Here is a 20,072-nt window from a genome sequence, read left to right as displayed (position 1 = left end):
CCGCCCGACGGAGGGCGAGGCCGAAGGAAGCGGCATCCCCTCGACGAAGGGCAGGGGTGAAAGGGGCATCCGCTCGACGGAAGGCGGGGCCGAAGGAGGCAGCATCTGCTCGGGCTGCGGTCATGCTGCTGTGCCCTCCTTTGCCGTCAGGTGGACGTGGATGATGCCGTCGTCGACGGTGACGCGGTGGGTGCGGACCGGGCGGCGGGCCGGGAGGCAGGTCGGGCGGCCCGTGCGGAGGTCGAACGAGGCGGCGTGCAGCGGGCATTCGACGAGGCAGCCCTCCAGCCAGCCCTCGGAGAGGGAGGCGTCCTGGTGGGTGCAGGTGTCGTCGATGGCGTAGAACTGGCCGTCTTCGGCGTGGAACACGGCGACGGGTGGGGTGGTGTCGACGCGGACGGACTCACCCTCGGGGAGGTCTTCGAGGCGGCAGACGGGTATCACGGGCCCCCCTCTCGGTCCGGGACGCTCGGTCCGGGACCTTGCGGTCCAGAGCAGCACAAGGAGTTCTCGGGGAATGCGCGAAGCAAGCGGAATCTCGACCCTTCCGGAGCCTCGTTGGTCCGGGGTGTCGTCGATCCGGGCTGGTCGGCCCCCTTTCGGGTGCCGGACGCTTCGGTAACATGGTGTTTCACATGGCGCACGATTACGCGCTATGCGCAACAGAATCCGGGCGGGATGACCGTGGCGTCAAGGGTTTCCCGCAGATGCGGTCCGAACCGGGCCGCCAGATGGTGAGAGTTGAGCCATGACCCGCACGCAGAAGCAGTCCGACCGCGGCGAGGAGAACGCCGGGACCACGGAGAAGCAGAGCGGCAGGGGTGCGGCCAGCGCCGTGCAGTCGGTGGACCGGGCCGTGAGTGTGCTGGAGATCCTCGCCCGGCACGGCGAGGCGGGTGTCACCGAGATCGCCGAGGCGCTGGACGTGCACAAGTCGACGGCGTTCCGGCTGCTCGGCGTCCTGGAGAACCGGGGTCTGGTCGCCCAGGCCAAGGACCGGGGCAAGTACTACCTGGGGGCCGGCGTGCTGCGCCTGGCCGGAGCGGCCGCGGTGCGGCTGGACATCTCCCAGGAGGGCGTCCCGGTCTGCCGCGAACTCGCCGACGAGCTGGGCGAGACGGTCAACATCGCGGTGCTCGACGACGACGCGGCCGTCAACATCATGCAGGCCCGCGGCACCGCCTCCGTGACCGCGCAGAACTGGCTCGGCAGACGCACTCCACTGCACGCGACGTCCAGCGGAAAGGTGCTGCTCGCGCACATGACCCCCACCCGGCGCGAGGGTCTGCTCGCCCGCACCCTGCCGCGTTTCACCGACCGCACGATCACCGGTGCGTCGATGCTGCGGGCCGAGCTGGAGGCGGTGATCGAGCGGGGGTTCGGCGTCACGATCGAGGAGCTGGAGCTGGGGCTGGCGGCCGTGGCCGCGCCGATCCGGGCGCACGACGGCAGGGTGATCGCGTCGATCAGCGTCTCGGGTCCGGTCTACCGGCTGAATTCGGACCGGCTGCCGGAGCTGGCGAAGCGGACGGTGGCGGCCGGGGCCGAGCTGTCCCGTCGTATGGGCTATGGCTTCTGACGGAGGGCCGGCAGACACCTGAGGACGCCCGAGGGCTCCTGAGGACTGAAGCGCCGACGGACGGTGAGCACCTTGGCGACACGCGGCAGGTGTCTGTGTGTCCGGCAGGTTTCGGGCCTCTCCGTCGTTTTGCCGAGGGTTAACTCGCGCCTCTTGACGGCTCCACGGTGCCGTTCCCAATATGTTCCTCATCGCGCAACCGTTCGCGCACTGCGCAACAGTCGAGGAGGGGATCGTGCCTCATGAGGTCCGTGCCGTAGTCGCTGTCGGGAGGGGCGCACCGGTCGAGGTGCGGACGATCGTCGTACCGGACCCCGGGCCGGGGGAGGTCCTGGTGGCCGTCCAGGCGTGCGGGGTCTGCCACACGGATCTGCACTACCGGGAGGGCGCGATCACCGACGACTTCCCGTTCCTGCTGGGGCACGAGGCCGCCGGGACGATCGAGGCGGTGGGCGCGGGGGTCACCGACCTGACGCCCGGCGACTACGTGGTGCTCGCCTGGCGGGCACCCTGCGGAAGTTGTCGTTCCTGTCGCCGCGGCCGTCCCTGGTACTGCTTCGACTCCCGCAACGCCACCCAGCCGATGACGCTGCTCGACGGCACGCCGCTCACCACCGCGCTGGGCATCGGGGCCTTCGCCGAGAAGACGCTGGTCGCGGCCGGGCAGGCGGTGAAGGTCGATCCGGCCGCCCGTCCGGAGGCCGCCGGCCTCATCGGCTGCGGGGTGATGGCCGGTTACGGCGCGGCCGTCAACACGGGCAACGTCGGGCGGGGCGACTCGGTGGCCGTCATCGGCTGCGGCGGCGTCGGCAACGCGGCGATCGCGGGCGCGTGTCTGAACGGCGCCATGAAGGTCATCGCCGTCGACGTCGACGACCGCAAGCTCGACCAGGCGGAGAAGTTCGGCGCGACGCACACCGTCAACTCGCGGGGCACGGACCCGGTCGAGGCGGTCCGCGCCCTCACCGACGGGTTCGGCGTGGACATCGCGATCGACGCCGTGGGCCGCCCCGAGACGTTCACCCAGGCCTTCTACATGCGCGACCACGCGGGCCTGCTGGTGCAGGTCGGCGTCCCCGCCCCCGAGTCGAAGGTCGAACTCCCGCTGGTCGACGTGTTCTCGCGGGGCGGTGCGATCAAGTCGTCGTGGTACGGGGACTGTCTGCCGAGCCGCGACTTCCCCTACCTGATCGACCAGTACCTGTACGGGCTGCTCGATCTCAACGCGTTCGTCTCCGAGACCATCGCCCTGGACCGGGTGGAGGAGGCGTTCGCCAAGATGCAGCGGGGTGAGGTGTTGCGCTCGGTGGTGGTCCTGTGAGCGACGACGTCCTGTTCGCCACCGACAACGCCCTCGCCCGCGTCCCCTGTCCCCGCCGCGTCTCCGTCCCCGCCCTCGCCCGCGTCCCCTGTCCCCGCCGCGTCTCCGTCCCCGTCCCCGCCCACATCCCCGCCCGCTGAGCACGTTCACCCCCACCCTGCAAGGAGGGGCATGTCCAGCACACCCACCGCCACCCCCGCATCCCGCCCGCGCGAACCCGAGGCAGTCGGACCCGAGCCAGTCGGCCCCAAGGTCGTCGTCATCGGGGCCGGTATCGTCGGCTGTTCGCTCGCCGACGAGCTGACCGCACGCGGCTGGACCGACGTCACCGTCCTCGAACAGGGCCCCCTGCCCGCCCCCGGCGGCTCCACCTCGCACGCCCCCGGTCTCGTCTTCCAGACCAACCCGTCCAAGACGCTCGCCGAGTTCGCCCGGTACACGGTCGAGAAGTTCGGTTCGCTCCACGTCGACGGCGTGTCCTGCTTCGACCGGGTCGGCGGCCTGGAACTCGCCACCACTCCCGAGCGCCTCGCCGAACTGCACCGCAGGGCCGGTTACGCCGCGGCCTGGGGCATCCGCGGCGAGATCGTCGGCGCGGCCCGCTGCAAGGAACTGTGGCCGCTGCTCGACGAGTCGGTGGTCCTCGGCGGCTTCCACACCCCCGACGACGGCCTGGCCCGCGCCCTGCTCGCGGCCCGCGCCCAGCAGGAACGGGCCACGGCGAGGGGCGCGCGCTTCCTGGACCGCCACACGGTCACCGGGATCGAGCAGCGGGACGGCCGCGTCACCGGCGTCGTCACCGACCGGGGCGCCTTCCCCGCCGACCACGTCGTCTCCGCGGCCGGGTTCTGGGGCCCCGTGATCGGCCGGATGGCGGGGATCGACGTACCGCTGCAACCGCTCGCCCACCAGTACGTGCAGACGCGACCGCTGCCGGAGCTGGCCGGGGCCACCGCCGAGGCGTCGCGGCCGATCCTCCGTTTCCAGGACCGTGACCTGTACTTCCGTGAGCACACCGACCGCATCGGCATCGGCACCTACGCCCACCGGCCGCTGCCCATCGACCCGTTCGCGGTCCTCCCCTACGACGAGGCCCGCGGCCAGGGCATGGACATGCCCTCCTCGTACCCGCTCACGGCCGAGGACTGGGCGCCGAGCTGGGACGACTCCCGGTGGCTGATCCCGGCCCTGCGGGACGCCGAGGTCGACGAGGGCTTCAACGGCGTCTTCTCCTTCACCCCCGACGGCATGCCCGTCCTCGGCGAGTCGCGGCAGGTCAGGGGCTTCTGGCTGGCCGAGGCCGTGTGGGTCACGCACTCGGCGGGCGTCGCGAGGGCGGTCGCCGAGTGGATGGTCGACGGGCGGCCCGCCCTCGACCTGCACGAGTGCGACCTCGCCCGCTTCGAGGAGGCGCAGCGCTCCCCGTCGTACGTCCGCGAGCGCGGGTGTCAGCAGTTCGTCGAGGTGTACGACGTCCTGCACCCGCTCCAGCCGATGGAGTCGCCGCGCCCGCTGCGCGTCAGCCCCTTCCACGCGCGGCAGCAGGAGCTCGGCGCGTACTTCCTGGAGGGCGGCGGCTGGGAGCGGCCGCACTGGTACGAGGCGAACGCCCCGCTCGCCGACGGGCTGGACCTCCCCGAACGGGACGCCTGGTCGGCCCGTTACTGGTCGCCCGTCGCGGCGGCCGAGGCGAAGGCCACCCGGGAGAAGGTCGCGCTCTACGACATGACGCCGCTGCGCCGACTGGAGGTCACCGGCCCCGGCGCGCTCGCCTTCCTCGACCGGATGACCAGCAACAACCTCCGCAAGAAGCCCGGCGCGGTCACCTACACACTCCTCCTCGACGAGACCGGAGGCATCCGTTCCGACCTCACCGTGGCCCGGCTCGCCCCCGACCGCTTCCAGGTCGGCGCCAACTCCATCGCCGACCTCGACTGGCTGCTGCGGCACGCGCCCGGTGACGTGCAGATCAGGGACATCACCTCCGGCACCTGCTGCATCGGTGTCTGGGGGCCGCTGGCCCGCGACCTCGTCCAGCCGCTGACCCGCGACGACTTCTCGCACGAGGGCTTCGGCTACTTCCGCGCGAAGGACACCTATCTGGGGCACGTGCCGGTGACGGCGATGCGGCTGAGCTATGTCGGGGAGCTGGGCTGGGAGTTGTACACGACCGCCGACCTGGGGCTCAGGCTCTGGGACACGCTGTGGGAGGCGGGGCAGGAGCACGGGGTGATCGCCGCCGGGCGGTCCGCCTTCAACTCCCTGCGGCTGGAGAAGGGGTACCGGTCCTGGGGCACCGACATGACCGACGAGCACGACCCGTACGAGGCGGGCGTCGGTTTCGCCGTGCGCATGGACAAGGACGGCTTCGTCGGCCGGCAGGCGCTGGAGGGCCGGGGACAAGCCCTGGGGCAGGGCCTGGAGAACCGTGTCGCGTCCGGCCGCCGGCTCACCCCGCTCCTCCTCGACGATCCCGCGCACGTGGTCCTCGGCAAGGAGCCGGTGTACGTCGACGGCGTCCCGGCCGGTTACGTGACCAGCGCGTCGTACGGCTACACGCTGGGCCGCTGCGTCGCGTACGCCTGGCTGCCGACGGCCGCGACGGCGACCGGGACGGCCGTGCAGATCGAGTACTTCGGCGCGAAGGTGCCCGCGACCGTCGCCGAGGAGCCGCTGTTCGACCCGAAGATGACCCGAATCCGCCGCTGAGACAGCCACCCCAAGACGCTTCCACGACGCCCCAAGACGCCCACAGGAGGCCCTCCGTGTCCCCCACTCACGACGTCATCGTCATCGGTCTCGGCGGTATGGGCAGCGCCGCCGCCCACCATCTGTCCGCGCGCGGCGCCCGGGTCCTCGGGCTGGAGAAGTTCGGCCCCGTCCACAACCGGGGCTCCAGTCACGGCGGTTCGCGGATCACCCGGCAGTCGTACTTCGAGGACCCGGCGTACGTACCGCTGCTGCTGCGCGCCTACGAGCTGTACGAGGACCTGGAGCGGGCCACCGGCCGGGAGATCGCGATCCTGCCCGGCGGCGTGATGGTCGGCCCCCCGGACTCCCGTACCGTCTCCGGGTCGCTGCTCTCCGCCAGGCAGTGGGACCTGCCCCACGAGATGCTGGACGCCAAGGAGATCCGGCGCCGCTTCCCGACGCTCACGCCGCAGGACGACGAGGTCGCGCTGTTCGAGAAGAAGGCGGGTCTCCTGCGGCCGGAGAACACCGTGGCCGCGCATCTCCAACTGGCCACCCGGCAGGGCGCGGACCTGCACTTCGACGAGCCGATGACGCGCTGGGAGCCGTACCGGGACGGGGTGCGGGTGCACACGGCCGAGAACACCTACACCGCCGGCCAGTTGGTGATCTGCCCGGGCGCGTGGGCGCCCGAGCTGCTCACCGATCTCGGGGTGCCGTTCACCATCGAGCGGCAGGTCATGTACTGGTTCCAGCCGAGGCACGGTACCGGGCCGTTCCTGCCCGCCCGCCATCCGATCTACATCTGGGAGAACGCGGCCAGCGTCCAGGTCTACGGCTTCCCGTCGATCGACGGCCCCGACCTCGGTGCCAAGGTCGCCTTCTTCCGCAAGGGCGAGGTGACCACGCCGGAGACCATCGACCGGACGGTCCACGAGGACGAGGTGCGGGCGATGGCCGACCACATGGCCGGCTGCGTACCGGATCTCCCCGGCGCCTTCCTCAAGGCCGCGACCTGCATGTACTCGAACACCGCGGACGAGCACTTCGTGATCGCCCGGCATCCCGCGCACCCGGAGTCGGTCACCGTGGCCTGCGGTTTCTCGGGGCACGGCTTCAAGTTCGTGCCCGTCGTCGGCGAGATCCTCGCCGACCTCGCCCTCACCGGCTCCACCGCTCACCCCATCGGCCTCTTCGACCCCGCCCGCCTCGCCGCCGCGCCCGCCGAAGGAGCACACCCGTGACGACGACCCCCGCCCCCCAGAGCCCCCTCCCCGTTCCCTCGACCTCGGTATCCGCAGCCTCCGCAGCCCAGCGGATCTCCCCGAGCCTGATCGCGACGCTGCCCGGCGACTACTACACCGACCCGGAGATCTTCCGGCAGGAGCAGGAGCACGTCTTCGAGTCGATGTGGTTCTGCGCGGTGCGCAGCGCCGACCTCGGCAGACCCGGCGCGTTCCGCACCGTCCAGGTCGGCCGGGAGAGCGTCGTCATCACCCGGACCCGTACCGGTGAGCTGCGTGCCTTCCTGAACGTCTGTCGGCATCGCGGGGCCCGGCTGTGCACGGAGGAGTCCGGCGAGGTCCGGCGCAGCCTCCAGTGTCCGTATCACGCATGGACGTACGACCTTGACGGCAGGTTGATCGCCGCGCCCAACTTGATCAAGATGCCTGATGTTGATCGTGTCGAGTACGGGTTGATCAAGGTGGCCCTGCGCGAATGGCTCGGCTACGCCTGGGTGTGTCTGGCCGACGAGCCGCCGTCCTTCGAGGACACCGTGCTGCACGCGGCCGTCGAACGGCTCGGCGACGCCGCCGCGATCGACCACTACGGCACCGAGGATCTCGCCCTCGGCAAGCGGATCGTCTACGACGTGAAGGCGAACTGGAAGCTGATCGTCGAGAACTTCATGGAGTGCTATCACTGCGCCACGATCCACCCCGAACTCACGGACGTCCTCCCGGAGTTCGCCGACGGCTACGCGGCCCAGTACTACGTGGGCCACGGCGCCGAGTTCGGCGCGGAGATCCGGGGCTTCACGGTCGACGGCAGCGAGGGCTTCGAGAAGCTGCCGGCGGTGAGTGAGGACCAGGACCGGCGCTACTACGCGATCACGGTCAAGCCGTCGGTGTTCGTCAACCTGGTCCCGGACCACGTGATCGTGCACCGCATGTTCCCGCTGGCCGAGGACCGCACGGTCATCGAGTGCGACTGGCTGTACGCGCCGGAGGTCGTGGCGTCCGGAGCGGACGTGTCGAAGTCGGTGGAGCTGTTCCACCGGGTGAACGTCCAGGACTTCGAGGCGTGTGAACGGACGCAGCCGGCGATGTCCTCGCGGGCGTACCGCCGGGGTGGTGTGCTGGTCCCCAACGAGCACCACATCGGGATCTTCCACGAGTGGCTCGTCGAGAAGCTCGGAGGCGGCCATGGCTGATCTGTTCATCGACGGCGAGTGGCGGGGTGCGCTGGACGAACGCACCCGTGAGATCCGCTGTCCCGCCGACGGCACCCTGGTCGGGGTCGTCGACGAGGCCGGCGGCAAGGACACGGTGGAGGCGATCGCCGCCGCCCGCCGCGCCTTCGACACCGGGCCGTGGCCGCACACCGCTCCGGCCGAGCGCGGTGACCTGCTGCTGCGGGTCGCCGGTCTCCTCGTCCGCGACAAGGACGCGCTCGCCCGCGCCGAGTCGCTGGACACGGGGAAACGGCTGGTGGAGAGCGAGTACGACATCGACGACATCGCGAACTGCTTCCGCTACTTCGGGCGGCTGGTGGCGAACGAGACGGGCCGGGTCGTCGACACCGGGCAGCCGGAGATCGACAGCCGGGTGGTGTACGAACCCGTAGGGGTCTGCGCGCTCATCACCCCCTGGAACTACCCGCTGCTGCAGACCGCCTGGAAGGTCGCCCCGGCGCTCGCGGCCGGCAACACCTTCGTGCTGAAGCCGAGCGAGCTGACCCCGCACACCGCGATCCACCTGCTGCGGCTGCTCCAGGAGGCCGGGCTGCCGCCGGGCGTGGGCAACCTGGTCCTCGGCGCGGGCCCCGAGGCGGGCGCCCCGCTGGGCGACCATCCGGACGTCGACCTGGTGTCCTTCACCGGCGGGCTGCACACCGGCCGCCGGCTGATGGCGGCCGCCGCCGGCACGGTCAAGAAGGTGGCCCTGGAACTCGGCGGCAAGAACCCCAACATCGTGTTCGCCGACGCCGACTTCGACACGGCCGTCGACATGGCGCTGACCGCGGTGTTCCTGCACTCCGGGCAGGTCTGCTCGGCCGGGGCGCGGCTGCTGGTCGAGGACGGTCTGCACGACCGGTTCGTCGACGAGGTCGTGCGCCGGGCCGCCGGGATCCGGCTGGGCGGGCCCTTCGACGAGCGGGCGCAGACCGGCCCGCTGATCTCCGCGGCCCACCGCGACAAGGTCGAGGCGTACGTCGCCCAGGGGCTGGCGGAGGGCGCGGTCCTGCGGTGCGGGGGCGAGCGCCCGTCCGGGCCGGAGCACGCCGCGGGCTTCTACTACCCGCCCACCGTGCTGGACGAGTGCGCGGCCGGGATGACCGTGGTCCAGGAGGAGTCCTTCGGGCCGGTGCTGACCGTGGAGCGCTTCACGGACGAGGCCGAGGCGGTGCGGCTCGCCAACGACACCGTCTACGGTCTGGCCGGCGCCGTCTGGACGACCGACGAGGCGAAGGCGGCGCGGGTCGCGGCCCGGCTGCGCATCGGCACCGTCTGGATCAACGACTACCACCCCTACGTCCCGCAGGCGGAGTGGGGCGGCTTCAAGCAGTCCGGCTTCGGCCGTGAACTGGGGCCCTCGGGGCTCGCCGAGTACCGCGAGGCGAAGCACATCTGGCGCAATACCAACCCCTCCCCGCAAGGCTGGTTCGGCTAGCCGGCAAGGCCGGCCGCATACAACTCCCTTTCCCCACCCCCCTCATTGATCCCACCCCCCCGCATTGATCCCGGCACCCGCAGCTCGAACGGCTCCCTCCCCTCGTCCACCAGGAGTCCGCCCATGACGACGACCGAGCAACCGCCAGGCCCAGGCCCGGAGCAGGACGACGCCGAACTCGCCGAGTTCGGCTACCGACCCGAACTCAAGCGCACCCTAGGCAACTTCCACACCTTCGCCGCCGGCATCAGCTACATCTCGATCCTCACCGGCACCTTCCAGCTCTTCTACTTCGGTTACGGCAGCGGCGGCCCCGCCTACTGGTGGTCGTGGCCGATGGTGTTCGTCGGCCAGTTCGCGGTCGCCCTGTGCTTCGCGGAACTGGCCGCCCGCTATCCGGTCGCGGGCTCTGTCTACAACTGGTCGAAGAAGATCGGCAATCCGCATCTGGGCTGGCTGGCCGGCTGGATGATGTTGATCGCCTCGATCGTGTCGATCTCCGCCGTGGCCCTGGCCTACCAGTTGACGCTGCCGCAGATCTCCTCGACGTTCCAGTTCGTGGGGGACGGCACCGGCACGTACGACGTCGCGACCAACGCGGTGATCCTGGCCGCCGTGTTGATTCTTTTCACCACCGTGGTCAATGCGTTCGGCGTCAAGTTGATGGCCACGATCAACACGGCCGGTGTCTTCATCGAGTTGATCGCCACGGTCGTATTGATCATCCTGTTCGCCGTCCACATCACCCGTGGCCCGCAGGTCGTCATGGAGACCAACGGCACCGGGGCGGGGTACGGGGCCGGTTACCTCGGCGCGTTCCTGGTGGCGTCGTTGGCGTCGGCGTACGTCATGTACGGCTTCGACACGGCCGCCTCGCTCGGGGAGGAGTCCCTCGACCCGTCCCGCAACGCGCCCCGCGCGATCATCCGGGCGATCGTCGCGTCGTTCGTGCTGGGCGGACTGGTGCTGCTGCTGGCGCTGATGAGCGTCTCCAGCCTGAAGGGCGACAAGCTGTCCACGGACGGTCTGCAGTACGTCGTGCTCGACGTGCTCGGTCCGACGGCCGGCAAGGCGATGCTGTGGTGCGTGCTGATCGCCGTCACGGTGTGCGCCCTGGCCGTCCACACGGCGGCGATCCGGCTGGCGTTCGCGATGGCCCGCGACAACAACCTCCCGGGGTCCGCGCGGCTGGCCAAGTGCCACCCGCGCTTCCAGACCCCGGTGCTGCCGACCGTGATCATCGGTGTGCTGGCGCTGGCGATCCTCGTGGTCAACATCCGCCAGCCGCAGATCTTCACGGTCGTCACCAGCATCGGCATCATCATGATCTACCTCGCCTACCTGGGCGTGACCGGCCCGATGCTGGTGGCGCGGCTGCGCGGCAAGTGGCAGCCGGCGGGCGACGGGAAGTTCTCGCTCGGCCGCTGGGGGCTGCCCGTCAACATCGTCGCGGTGGTGTGGGGCGCGGCGATGACGATCAACCTGATCTGGCCTCGGGCCGCCGTCTACAACGCCGCCGCGCCCTTCCACTGGTACCTGAAGTGGGGCGCCGTCCTGTTCGTCGCCGTGATCGCGGGCGGCGGCTTCGCCTACTACTGGTTCGTGCAGCGGCACAAGACCGGTGTGCTCGAGGACCACCGGCTGGGAGCCGCCGCGCCGACCGCTCCCCTCACCGCCCCGGCGGCCGACTAAGGAGGTCAGCAGCTCATGAGCATCGACGAGTTCGACTACGTCGTGGTCGGCGGCGGCACGGCGGGCAACGTGGTCGCCGCCCGGCTCTCCGAGGACCCCTCGGTCACGGTGTGCGTCCTGGAGGCCGGTCCGAGCGACGTCGGCGACGACGACGTCCTGAGGCTGGAGCGCTGGATGGGCCTGCTGGAGTCCGGCTACGACTGGGACTACCCGGTCGAGCCGCAGGCCAGCGGGAACAGTTTCCTGCGGCACGCCCGGGCGAAGGTGCTGGGCGGCTGTTCGTCCCACAACTCCTGCATCGCCTTCTGGGCGCCCGCCGAGGACCTCGACGACTGGGCGGCGGCGGGCTGCACGGGCTGGAGCGCGGCCGACCTCTTCCCGCTGTACCGGCGGCTGGAGTCGAACGACGCGCCCGGCGACCACCACGGCCGCACCGGCCCGGTGAGGCTGCGCACGCTGAAGGGCGCGGACCCGTGCGGGAGCGCCCTGCTGGAGGCGTGCGCGCAGGCCGGGATCCCGACGGTCGGCTTCAACACCGGCACGACGGTGGTGCGGGGCGCCAACTGGTTCCAGATCAACTCCGACGAGAACAACATCCGCCAGTCCTCGTCCGTGGCCTACCTGCACCCGGTCATGGGCAAGCGACCCAACCTGGCCGTCCGGACGGGGGTGCGGGCCAAGAAGCTCGTGCTGGAGGGGCGGCGCTGCGTCGGCGCCGAGTACCTGGACCCGGACCTGGTCCACACCCGGACGGTACGGGCCCGGCGCGAGGTGATCGTCTCGTGCGGGTCGATCGACACGCCGAAACTGCTGATGCTGTCGGGCATCGGGCTGGCCGCGCATCTGCGCGAGGTCGGCGTGGACGTGGTGGTGGACGCGGCGGGCGTCGGGGAGAACCTCCAGGACCACCCCGAGGGCGTGATCATGTGGGAGGCGAGCCGGCCCATGACCACCACGTCCAGCCAGTGGTGGGAGGCGGGCATCTTCTACGACACCGAGCCGGGCCTCGACCGGCCGGACCTGATGTTCCACTACGGGTCGGTGCCGTTCGACATGAACACCGCCCGGCACGGCTACCCCACCTCGGAGAACGCCTTCTGCCTCACACCCAACGTGACGAAGGCGAAGTCACGGGGGACGGTACGGCTGCGCACCCGGGACTACCGCGACAAGCCGCTGGTGGATCCGCGGTACTTCACCCACGAGCACGACGTACGGGTGATGACGTACGGGCTGAGGCTGGCGCGCCGGATCGCGGCGCAGCCGGCACTGAGCGGCTGGGCGGGCGCGGAACTGGCGCCCGGGCCGGACGTCCGGTCGGACGAGGAGCTGCTCGACTACATCCACCGGACCCACAACACCGTCTACCACCCGTCCTGCACCGTGAAGATGGGCGCGGACGACGACCCCTCGGCCCCCCTGGACGCGCGGCTGCGGGTCAAGGGGGTCGAGGGACTGCGGGTCGCGGACGGATCGGTCATGCCGGACCTCATCGCCGTCAACCCGTGCATCACGACGATGATGATCGGCGAGAAGTGCGCCGACCTCCTGAAGGAGGACGGCTGATCAACCGGTGTGCGGCGCGGGCCGTTTGAACATCCGGGTCGCGGTGATCTCGCTGTGCACCTGCGCCGCTTCGCCGTCTCCGGCCGGGGCCTGCTGGGGCAGCCCCGGCCGGAGGTGTTCCTCGACGCTGATGTACTTCAGGCCCGCCCGCAGGTCGGCGTCGTTGCGCAGTCGGATGACCAGCGGGAACTCCGCCAGCGCCGTCGTGTCGAACAGGCCGGTGGTGTAGAGGAGTTGCACGCCGAGGGCGTCCGAGACCGCGCGCTGGAGCTCCAGCAGATAGGTCGCGTTGGCGCGCCCGATGGGGTTGTCGAGGAACAGCGTGCCGGCGTGCCGGTGCTTGTCGCGGCCCCGGTCGTTGCTCCGCAGGGCCGCCATCGTGCAGTACAGGGCGATGGCGGCGGTGAGGAGCTGGCCGCCGGAGAACACGTCGCCCATCTGGCCGACGGGGACGCGCTCGGCGCGCAGCACGGCGTCCGGCTTGAGGATCTCGACGGCGACGCCCTTGGGCTCCAGGCCCGCGCCGACCCCGCGCAGCAGCAGGGACATGCCGTCGCGCCGCAGGTCGGAGTTCTTCTTGACCGCCGAGCGGGTCGCCTCGTCGATGACCTCGCCGAGCCGCTCGGCGAGGGTGGCCTGATCGGGCTCCTCGAAGCGGATCCGCAGGAACTCCTGCCCTGACCACTCGCCGAGCCCCTCGGGCAGGCGGGAGAGCCGCTGGGCCGAGCGCAGGGTGGCGAGCGCGGACTCGACGAGCCCCCGCAGCCGGTCCACGATCGAGTCCCGGTTGCGCTCCAACTGCGCCAACTCGTCGGTCAGGACGCGCAGTCGGGGCGCGAAGGCGTCCGCCCACTTCTGCGCGTTCTCGGGCAGCGCGACGGCGGGCAGCTCCCGGATCTGCTGCCGCGCGGGCGTACGGACCTGTTCGTAGCGCGTGGAGTTGGCGTGCCGGACGAGGATGTCGCCGGCCTCGCGGACGGCGGACTCGGCGGCGGACAGGTCGGCGGCGCAGCCGCGCAGCGAGCGGCGGGCCTCGGCGGCCGACTGGCGGGCCTCCTCCAGGGTGCCGGGGTAGGGGTCCGGCTCCTCCTGCTCCTCGTCCGGGGTGTGTTCGCGCAGCAGGTCGCGGAGCATCGCGGCGATCTCGTCGAAGCCGCCGGCCGCGTCCTCGGCGGCGCGGTGGGCGGCCTGGAGTTCGGCGTGGGCCTCGCGCGCCTGGTTCAACGCCTCGGCGCGGGCGGCGAGTTCGGCGGTCGCGGTGCGCAGCAGGGCCTGGGCGTGTTCGGCGTCGCGGGGTTCGAGCTCGTCGGCCAGTTCGGTGTGGGCCGCGCCGTCCTCGGGTGCGAGCCGTTCGTGGTCGCCGCGCAGTCGTCCGAGCTGCTCGCTCGCGGTGGACATGCGGGTCTCCAGGAGCTGCACCAGCTCCTCCGCGCGCGCGGCGGCGGCCTGCCGGGACGGTCCGTCGGAGCCGTCGGGCGACTGGAGCAGTTGCTCGGCGCGGGTGCGGACCTTGTTGCTGAGCCGGTCCAGGTCGGTCTGGGCCGCGCTCTTCTCGCTCTCCGCGCGCGCCTGTTCGGCCCGCAGGTCGGCGCCGACGCCGACCTTCTCGTACAACTGGGAGGCGGCCCGGTAGGCCTCGCGGAGGGCGGGCAGGGACGCCTTGGCCGCGTCCTCGTCGGCTTCCGGCAGGTCGTCGGGGGCGCCGGCGATCTCGGCGCGTTCGGCGCGCAGCGCGCGGGCGGTGCGGCGGGCGTCGTCGGCGGCGCGCTGGGCGGCGCGCCGGTCCTCGTCGGCGGCGCGGGCGCGCTCCAGGCAGGTCTGGGCGCGGGCCTCCGACTCGGCGGCCTCGTCGGCGAGTTCGCGCACCTTGACCTGCCAGCCGGCCCGCTCGCGCAGCCGGAAGGCGAGCCCGGCGAGGGCGTCGGCGGCCCGGCGGGCCTTCTGGGCGGCCTCCTGGCGTTCGTCGCGCATCCGGGTGGCCTCGGCGGCGGTCTCGTCGGCCTCCGCGCGCACGGTCCGCGCCTCGGCGAGCTCGGCCTCGGCCTCCTCGGCGAACGCGCGTGCCGCCGCCGCGGTCTGGGCGAGCTCGGTGAGCCGTCCGGCCGGACAGCCGGTGCGCCAGGACGCGAGCCGCGACGACAGTTCCCGGTCCTTGCCGAGGCGGGCCGCGAGCCGGCGGATGTCCTCGTCGCGCTCGGTGGCCCGCGCGCGCAGCGCCTGCCGTTCCTCGTCGGCGGCGTGTTCGTCGTGCATGGCCGGGTTCGGCGGGACGAGGAACACGTCGCCGTAGGGGCCGCTGTCGGCGGCCGGGGTCGGGGCCAGCAGGGCGGCGGCGGTGCCGACGGCCACGGCCGAGCGGGGCAGCAGGGCGGCCTCGCCGAGGGCCTCACGCGCGCGTGCGTGCGACGCGGGGTCGGTGATGATCACGCCGTCGACCAGCTCGGGCCGGGCGGCGAGCACGCGCGCGTGGTCGGCGGGGTCGACGGCCTGGGCGAGGTAGCGCCAGCCGGGCAGGGCGGGGATGCCGTGTTCGCCGAGGTACTCGACGGTGGCCAGCACGTCCGGGCCGGGCGGCAGCAGTCCGCCGTCGCCGAGCGCGCCGAGGATGCGGGCGTCGTCGGCGGCGGCGGTCCGCAGCTCGAAGAGCTGGCGTTCGGCGGCGGAAACGCCGTCGTCGAGGAGTTCGCGCAGGTCGTCGGCGCTGCGGTCGAGGTCGTCGGGGGTCAGCGAGGGGGTGTCGTCGGGGTCGCCGTCCTGCCGGGGCTGCGGGATCCGGTGGCGGGCCGCGCCACCGGTGAGGCCGAGGAGTTCCGTGAGCCGTTCCTCGCCGGCCAGGGACTCGGCGAGCCGCCGCTCGGCCTCGTACGAGCGCTGTGCGGCCGTCGCTGCGTCCGCGGCGCGGGCCGCGGTGAGTTCGGCGCGGGACTCGGCGGCGGCGGCCTCTCGCGCGTGCTCGCCGGCCCTGCGCGAGGCCTCCCGGGCGGTGTCCCAGGCGGCGACGGCCGTCTTCTCGGCGTCGCTGGCGGCGAGGGCCGCGCGGGCCGGGTCGGCGTCGGGCGCGCTGTCGTCGAGCCAGCCCGCGCGGACGGCCTCGGCGGTCTCCTGCTCGACCTCGGAGAGGCGTTGGCGCAGGTGGCCGACCTCGCTGCGGGCGCGCTGGGCGTCGGTCGCGGCGGCCGTCGCGTCCCGGTGCGCGGACTCGCCGACCTCCTGGAGGGCAGCCGAGCGTTCCTCCTCCTCGTTGGCGAGGTTCTCGGCGTTCTCGGCGGCCGAGTGCAGGGCGCGGACGAGGTCGACGGCGGCCTTGGCGCGGGCGGCGAGGGCGGGCGCGGCGTCGCGCTCGGCCTCCTGGATGGCGGCGGAGACGCGCGCGACCCGGTCGGCGGCGGCGCGGTGGCGCAGCACGGCCTCGGCGGCCTGCCAGGCGGCGTGCAGGGTGCGGGCGTCGGCGAGTTCGCGCTTCTGCCCGGCGGCGGACTTCTCGGCGGCGGCGAGCGCCAACGAGGCGTGCCGGAAGGCGAGTTCGGCGGCGATCAGCGCACTGCGCCCGCGGGCGCCCTCGGAGTGCGTGACGGCGTAGGCGGCGGCCGTGACGCGCTGGGCCAGATCGCCGGCCCGGACCTTCTCCCGCACGCCCCGCGCGGACAGCCGCCGGGCCTGCGCGCGGGTGCGCCGCTCGGCTGCGGCGTGCACGTCACGCGCGCGTGCCCGTGCGTCGGCGGCCTCGACGATCCGGCCCAGCAGGTCCACCGAGCCTGCGGTGAAGTCGCGTTCGGCGATCAGTTCGGCACGCCGGCCCAGCTTGTTGCCGAAGCCGCTGACCAGGTCGGCGAGTCCGTCGGTGTCGCGCGTGTCGGTGACCGCGCGCAGCAGCAGGTCGGTGAAGTCGGAGTCCTTCTTGACCGCGAAGAGGCCGGCGGCCTCGCCCTCGTCGGCGTTCATCTCCCGCTGGTAGCGGAAGAGTTCGGGGTCCAGGCCGAGTTCGGTGAGGTGCTCGACCCAGCGGTCGTGGATCTCCTCCCAGTGCACCTCCAGGTGCGGATACGCCTTCCCGGCCTCGGTGATGGCGTCCCGGAACCCCTTCATGGTGCGCCGCCGCCCCCGCGCCCCGGAGACGCCCTCGACGGGCGGGCGTACGGCGGTGGACTCGGCGACGGGCAGGTTGTCCAGGCTCAGCCCGGGTCCCGGCCGGAAGGAGTACCAGGCTTCCGCGAACTTGCGCGGATCGTTCGACACCTGGCGGCCGCGCCACTCGCTCGCCTTGCCGACGACGACGCACTCGCCGGTGAGGACGTGCTGCCACTCCAGCGCCACGTGTCCGCAGTCGTCGGCGAGCAGGAACTTGCGCAGCACGCCGGAGCTGGCGCCGCCGAGGGTGTTGCGGTGTCCCGGCAGCATCACCGAGAAGATCAGCTTGAGCAGAACGGACTTGCCGCCGCCGTTCTCCAGGAAGAGCACGCCGGCGGGCGCGGGCCGGCGCGGCGGGCCGACCGGCTCCTCCTCGAAGAACTCCGCCTGTGTGGGCGCGGGGTCGGGCACGACGTCGCCCACGCCCCGCAGGTCAAGCACGGTGTCGGCGTAGCGCGCACCGGCGGGGCCGATGGAGTAGAGGCGGACCCGGGACAGCTCGTACATGGCGGACTCTCGTAAGTCTTCGGCAGATCAGCAGATCGGTGAGGGGGAAGCAGTGGGGTGCGGGAGGGTCAGGAGTGGAAGGGCAGTCCGGCGTCGGCCACCAGGGCCAGGTCGTCGGTGTCCTCGGGGGGCAGCAGGGTCGGCGTGCCGTCGGTGACCGGGACGACGCCCAGCTCCAGCAGTTCGGCCAGGGCGGCGGTGCCCGCCATGTCGCGTACCTGGAGCTGGTAGCGGGCGGTCGTGCGGAAGGTGCCGCCGCTGTCGTCGCCGGTCCGCTGGAGGAAGCCGGAGTCGGTGAGGAACCCGACGGCCTTGCCGACGATGCCGGTCGTCGAACCGGCGAGTCTGCGCGCGTCCTTGGTGGCGCCGGTGGAACTGCGTCGGGCCCAGATCCGCCAGGCGGCCTCCAGGCCGGGCGCGTCGGTCGCGGGGTCGGTGTTCTCGCCCTGCTCCGCCGCCCGCTCCTCCAGACGCCGGCAGGCCTGGCGTACGAAGGCGTCGACCCCGTTGACGCTGACCCGCCCGATGTACGCGTCGTCGGCCAGGTCCTCGGGTCGCGGGAACGCCATCGCGGCGACGGCGAGGTGCGCGAGCCCGTGCAGGAAGCGGTCGCCGCCGTCGGCGGACGTACGACGCGCGTAGTCCCCCATCCGGACGGCGAACACCGAGTCCTCGGCGGCGGTCACCGCCATCCCCGCGCGCGGGGACACCTCCAGCACGATCAGTCCGAGCCCGGCGGCGACGGCGTCGGCGAGCCGGGCGAACGCCGGGTCCTCCCGGTGGCGCCGCAGCAGCTCCGCGTACTCCTGGTCCCGCGCGGGCTGCAGTTTGGGCTGTAGTCCGAAGGCGACGAGCCGCGCCGCGTCGGCGGCGTCGGCGGGGGTGACGGCGGCGCTGACCGCAGGGGCGGGGGCCTCCGTGTCGCTCCACTCGACGTGCTCGGTCACGGCTTCGACTCCTCGGTGTTCTCGTGCTCGGTGTTCTGGTGCAGGTCGTTCTCGGGCCTGTCGCGCTTGGGTCCGGTGTTCTCGGGCTCGTTCAGTCGGTTCCCGGGCCGGCTCATGCGGCCTCCGTGCGGTCCGCCGCCATCCCCGCGGCGTCCAAGAGGGCGGTGCCGACGATGAGGTCGGCCCCGCCGAACTCGGGGTCGTCCAGCTCCGTGCCGTCGTCCACGGCGAACAGCAGCTTCTCCTCGCCCTGGCGGTAGGCGGTGCCCACGGCCGGGCTGGCGGCGTGCACCGCCAACAGTGCGACCAGGTAGGGCAGTTCGAGGTCGCCGGTGCGGCGGGCCTCGGCGAGCAGCCCCGACAGCCGGCGCGGCGCGTCCGCCGGCAGGTCGAGCAGTTCCTTGGCGACCGCCAACTGCTCCTCGCTGAACCGGCTGTCGTCCGGTGTCGCGATGAGGTCCGGCTCCGGCATCTCCGCCCCCAGATGCTCCCGCTCCACGGGCGGTGTCAGCAGCAGGTCGACGAGATCGCCCACCCGCACGGACACCGGCGTACGCAGCCCGGTCCCGCGCGCGAAGAACGCGTCGGTGACGCGGACCGCCTGCTCCAGCGGCAACGGCAGCACGGGCACGACGAGATGCCCGTAGAGGTCGATTCCCGACGACGTCATCGGTGTGGCGAACGCCTGCCGGTCCTGCTCGGCGCGGAACAGCGGGCCGGCCTCCAGCAGCCGGGACTGGAGCTGGGTGTGGCGGCGGATGCAGTCCTTGACGATGTCGACGAGTTCGGCGGCCCGCCGCTTGTTCTCGGCGTCCTCGATCTCGTCGCGGGCCTTGCGGATGTTGGTGAGGATCGCGTTCTCGTGGCGGTAGCGGTCGGCGACGTGCTCGAGGGCCTCGGCGATCATGTCGGGCACGGCGTTGAGCCAGTCCACCGCGCGCACGTTGCGCCGGGTGGCCTCCAGGGCGCGGCGCAGCGTCTCCGCGTACTGCACGGTGCGGTAGCGGGCCTGCTCGGCGGCCAACTGGGCGTCGGCGAGGCGGCCGCGGCGGATGAGCACCTCGAGCTTGACCTCGGCGGCGATCTGCGCGCTGGTGACGTCAGTGTCGAGGGCGCCGACGAGGACGTTGACCGCTTCGTCGGTGGTCCGGAGGTAGACCACGCCGCCGTAGCCGGGGACCTCCTCGATCAGCTTGAAGTCGTAGTCGCGGCGCACATAGGTGCCGTCCGGCGCGAACGTGCCGTAGGCGGCGCGGAAGCCGCGGTCGACGCTGCCGACGTTGATCAGGTTCTCCAGGACCCAGCGGGCCACCCGCTCGTGCTCGGCGACGGGCCGCAGGGGGGCCTGTGCGGCGATGCGCGGCAGGAGTCGGGCCACTATCTGGTCGTGGTCGGCGCCGGTGTCGAAGTCCATGTTGAGCGTGATGAGATCGATGGCGGCGAGGGCGATCTCCGCCATGCCGTAGACCGAGTACTCACCGGCGAGATTGGCCTTGCGCGCGTCGAGGTCGTGGATCGGCGCGGTGCAGGCGAGCGCGCGCAGTCGCCGCGCCAGCCCCTCGTCGGCGGCCGGACCCAGCGCGGGGCGCGGCCCCGCGCTGAGCTGGGGCGGAACACGGTCCGTCGAAGCAGGCGAAGTCACGGTGCACAGACTAGGTCCTCGGTCTGACAACGACCCAAACGACGCGGATCGCCTCCGGCGCCGGGCCGGGCGACCACCGGTCGTTCTCCGGGTGCGGGCCGGTGGG

Annotated in this window: 13 protein-coding genes; 9 read left to right on the top strand and 4 right to left on the bottom strand. The window is 72.3% G+C overall.

Annotated elements, in window-relative coordinates; translation table 11 throughout:
* Positions 1-120 precede the first annotated feature (120 nt).
* Entirely contained in the window at positions 121-444 is a 324-nt protein-coding gene (locus BMZ82_RS15600) for a bifunctional 3-phenylpropionate/cinnamic acid dioxygenase ferredoxin subunit (RefSeq protein ID WP_093775992.1), read from the bottom strand.
* A gap of 304 nt (positions 445-748) precedes the next feature.
* On the opposite strand from BMZ82_RS15600, the gene BMZ82_RS15595 reads away from it, so the two are divergent.
* From BMZ82_RS15595 to BMZ82_RS15555, 9 genes are all read left to right on the top strand, one after another.
* Positions 749-1,579 (top strand): IclR family transcriptional regulator, encoded by an 831-nt coding sequence (locus tag BMZ82_RS15595; RefSeq protein WP_177244509.1) that lies wholly within the window; start codon positions 749-751, stop codon positions 1,577-1,579.
* A 235-nt stretch (positions 1,580-1,814) separates the two neighbouring features.
* A complete protein-coding gene (locus BMZ82_RS15590; protein ID WP_093776044.1) occupies positions 1,815-2,900 on the top strand; it encodes an S-(hydroxymethyl)mycothiol dehydrogenase in 1,086 nt (361 codons plus the stop codon).
* Positions 2,897-3,040: a hypothetical protein gene (locus tag BMZ82_RS40690; RefSeq protein WP_177244508.1), complete on the top strand. Its 144-nt coding sequence runs from the start codon at positions 2,897-2,899 to the stop codon at positions 3,038-3,040. Before BMZ82_RS15590 ends, BMZ82_RS40690 begins: the two co-directional genes overlap by 4 nt.
* Positions 3,041-3,071: 31 nt before the next feature.
* Positions 3,072-5,609 carry a GcvT family protein gene (locus BMZ82_RS15580; RefSeq protein ID WP_093775990.1) on the top strand — a complete coding sequence of 846 codons (2,538 nt, stop codon included), beginning with the start codon at positions 3,072-3,074 and terminating at the stop codon, positions 5,607-5,609.
* Between the two features lie 56 nt (positions 5,610-5,665).
* The gene (gene solA / locus BMZ82_RS15575; RefSeq protein ID WP_093775988.1) at positions 5,666-6,835 is read left to right on the top strand and encodes an N-methyl-L-tryptophan oxidase; all 1,170 of its coding nucleotides are present in this window, start codon (positions 5,666-5,668) and stop codon (positions 6,833-6,835) included.
* A complete protein-coding gene (locus BMZ82_RS15570) occupies positions 6,832-8,025 on the top strand; it encodes an aromatic ring-hydroxylating oxygenase subunit alpha (RefSeq protein ID WP_371271225.1) in 1,194 nt (397 codons plus the stop codon). Before solA ends, BMZ82_RS15570 begins: the two co-directional genes overlap by 4 nt.
* Entirely contained in the window at positions 8,018-9,484 is a 1,467-nt protein-coding gene (locus tag BMZ82_RS15565; RefSeq protein ID WP_093775986.1) for an aldehyde dehydrogenase family protein, read from the top strand. The genes BMZ82_RS15570 and BMZ82_RS15565 overlap by 8 nt, the downstream gene beginning before the upstream one ends.
* 123 nt (positions 9,485-9,607) lie before the next feature.
* A complete protein-coding gene (locus tag BMZ82_RS15560) occupies positions 9,608-11,176 on the top strand; it encodes an APC family permease (RefSeq protein ID WP_093775984.1) in 1,569 nt (522 codons plus the stop codon).
* Between the two features lie 15 nt (positions 11,177-11,191).
* Positions 11,192-12,742: a GMC family oxidoreductase gene (locus tag BMZ82_RS15555; protein ID WP_093775982.1), complete on the top strand. Its 1,551-nt coding sequence runs from the start codon at positions 11,192-11,194 to the stop codon at positions 12,740-12,742.
* On the opposite strand, the gene BMZ82_RS15550 is transcribed toward BMZ82_RS15555, so the two are convergent.
* The 3 genes from BMZ82_RS15550 to BMZ82_RS15540 form a co-directional block, all read right to left on the bottom strand.
* Positions 12,743-17,377: a hypothetical protein gene (locus tag BMZ82_RS15550; RefSeq protein ID WP_093775980.1), complete on the bottom strand. Its 4,635-nt coding sequence runs from the start codon at positions 17,375-17,377 to the stop codon at positions 12,743-12,745.
* A 68-nt stretch (positions 17,378-17,445) separates the two neighbouring features.
* The gene (locus BMZ82_RS15545; RefSeq protein ID WP_093775978.1) at positions 17,446-18,324 is read right to left on the bottom strand and encodes a hypothetical protein; all 879 of its coding nucleotides are present in this window, start codon (positions 18,322-18,324) and stop codon (positions 17,446-17,448) included.
* Positions 18,325-18,436: 112 nt separating this feature from the next.
* A complete protein-coding gene (locus tag BMZ82_RS15540; RefSeq protein WP_093775976.1) occupies positions 18,437-19,966 on the bottom strand; it encodes a hypothetical protein in 1,530 nt (509 codons plus the stop codon).
* Between the last annotated feature and the right edge of the window lie 106 nt (positions 19,967-20,072).

This window comes from Streptomyces sp. yr375 (assembly GCF_900110755.1).
In the GTDB taxonomy this organism is placed as follows: domain Bacteria; phylum Actinomycetota; class Actinomycetes; order Streptomycetales; family Streptomycetaceae; genus Streptomyces.
The sequence above is the reverse complement of the archived record's forward strand: the minus strand, read 5'-3'. Positions and strand labels throughout refer to the sequence as shown.